This is a genomic window from Synechococcus sp. H70.1 (genome assembly GCF_047502705.1).
Lineage (GTDB): Bacteria > Cyanobacteriota > Cyanobacteriia > Thermostichales > Thermostichaceae > Thermostichus.
The window spans coordinates 24501-26587 of the sequence record NZ_JANSIV010000077.1 but is presented as its reverse complement, the minus strand read 5'-3'; the positions used below and the strand labels follow the sequence as shown (position 1 = coordinate 26587).

Annotated in this window: 2 protein-coding genes; both read right to left on the bottom strand. The window is 54.7% G+C overall.

All coding sequences use genetic code 11. From position 1 onward, the window contains the following. The coding region (locus tag NW827_RS05980; RefSeq protein WP_414503450.1) for a mannosyltransferase family protein at positions 1 to 762 on the bottom strand (762 nt) is incomplete at its 3' end. Beyond that, a partial coding sequence (locus NW827_RS05975) for an NAD(P)/FAD-dependent oxidoreductase (RefSeq protein ID WP_414503449.1) occupies positions 759 to 2087 on the bottom strand: 1329 nt, incomplete at its 5' end. The genes NW827_RS05975 and NW827_RS05980, both read right to left, overlap by 4 nt.

Sequence of the window (2087 nt, the reverse complement as noted above, 5' to 3'; positions counted from 1 at the left end):
AAAGTAGCGCTGCATTTCCATGTAGAGATCCCAGCGGCCAAAGCGGAGCTGACAGTAGAGGAAAAAACTCAGCCCGCCCGACAAGGCCAAAACAACGGCGCTGGCTGTCCAAAACCAAGGGCGGGATAGCCGCAGCAGAGGAACCAGCGCCACCGGCAAACCCACAATGCGGGTGGCACTCATCACCAGACCGTGGATCCCGGCTAGGAGCCCTGACCTCATTGAATTCAAGTGGGCCGACCAGTAGAAAAAACCCAGCAGGCTGGCCATAAAGAGGGATTCGCTGTAGCCCACGACAAGGTAAAAGCTGCTGGGATAGACCAAGATCATCAAACTTGCCAGGACTTGCCAAAGCAAGGGGATCTGCCAGAGATGGTAAAACAGGAAAAGGTAAACCCACATCAGCCAGCAAAAGAGCTGGGCGGTCAGGTAAAGCCCTAACTCAGGCTCAACCCGCAACAAGCGGCTAAGGGCAGCAACGGCTAGAGGGTAGCCAGGAAAGAAGGCCACATTGCTCTGCTCGTAGGCAATCTTGTCAAAGCCCACAAACTGATAGCCCTGCCGCACAATCCCCAAATACCAATGGCTATCCCACTGGGTTAAACCCTTAAAGATGGAAGCATAGTCATCCTCCTCGCTCCAAAAGGAGATTAAGAAGATCTGCAACCCTGTCAAGGCCAAGCTTGGCAGCAGAACCTGGGTACAGAAAGGGGTAAGACACTGCCGGCTTTGCTGCAACAGATGGCTAAGAGAGAAACTCATCGTCGGACCTTCGCAGGTGGGGGTGGCACTTTGATCTCTTCTTGGTAATCACTGTCGGAGTTCACCTGCCAGAGATCGTGGCTGCCGGGGCGGAGGACGTTTTCCGCCGCCAATAGGCCCATCAGCAAACTGTGATCCTGGTTGTTGTACTTAAACGAGCCGTAGCGACCCACCAGTTGCAGGTTTTCAAACTGGCCAAGATACTTCTGCAAAATGGCTAGATCTTCTTTGTAGCTGCCGGCATAGATAGGATAGGTGCGGGGCAGGCGCACCACAAAGCCGCCGCAGATCTTCTGGCCTTGCAGCAGGCCAATTTGGCGTAGCTCCTTCTCAGCCAAAGTCAGTAATTCCTCCTCAGGGGCTTGCCACAAGGGATCCCCAAAGTTGCACCAATACTCACAGCACAAGGGGGTTTGTTCCCGGTTGGGGAGCATAGCCGGTGACCAATTGGCAAAGTTGGTTACCCGACCAACCTGCACTGTTGGGTCGTTGATATACAGCCAGTTGTCGGGGAAAAGCTGGGATCCCTCCACAATCAAGTAAACCAAAACCGTGTTGCGAAACTTGAGGTTGCGGGCTGCCTGCAGCACTTCTGGGGGAGGCAGTTCCCGCAGGCTCTGCACCAACACTGTCAGAGGGATCGAAGAGATGACGTGGGAGGGGGAGACCCAGGTTTCACTTCCATCCTGAAGATGGCGCAGTTGCAGCTCGACAATCCGGGATCCCTCATGCCTAAGGGCGATGACCTCCGTATTTAGCCAAACTTCTTGACCCTCGGCCAGCAAAAACTCCTGCATTTTTTCGTAGAGCTGACCAGATCCCAGACGAGGAAACTGAAATTGCTCAATTAGTGATTTGACGGAGCCGCGCTTCCACCCCAGCGCCTTGCGGATGGCTTGCCCAAGGCTGAGACCTTTGATGCGCTGGGCAGCCCAATCGGCGCTGATTTCGGTACAAGGGATCCCCCACAGCTTTTCCGTGTAGCCTTTGAAGAACATCTGAAAAAGCCGGCTGCCGAATTTTCCCTTGACCCAGTCGGCAAAGTTCTGGGGAGCTGGGCGGGGGATGAGTTGGGCCCAGAGGTAGGAAAGGACAATGAGCAAACTTTCCCACCAGCCAACCTTGCGCAGGACTTCCCAAGCTTGGATGGGGTACTGAAAGTATTGCTTGCGGTAGTAGATGCGGGTAAGCCGCCGGACAGTCACTTGTTCGGATCCCAAAACCTGGTTCCACAGCTCCAGCACCGCTGGGATCTTGGTAAAAAACCGGTGCGGGCCATAGTCGAGAATGAACCCCTGGTAGCGAATGCTTTTGGCCAGGCCCCC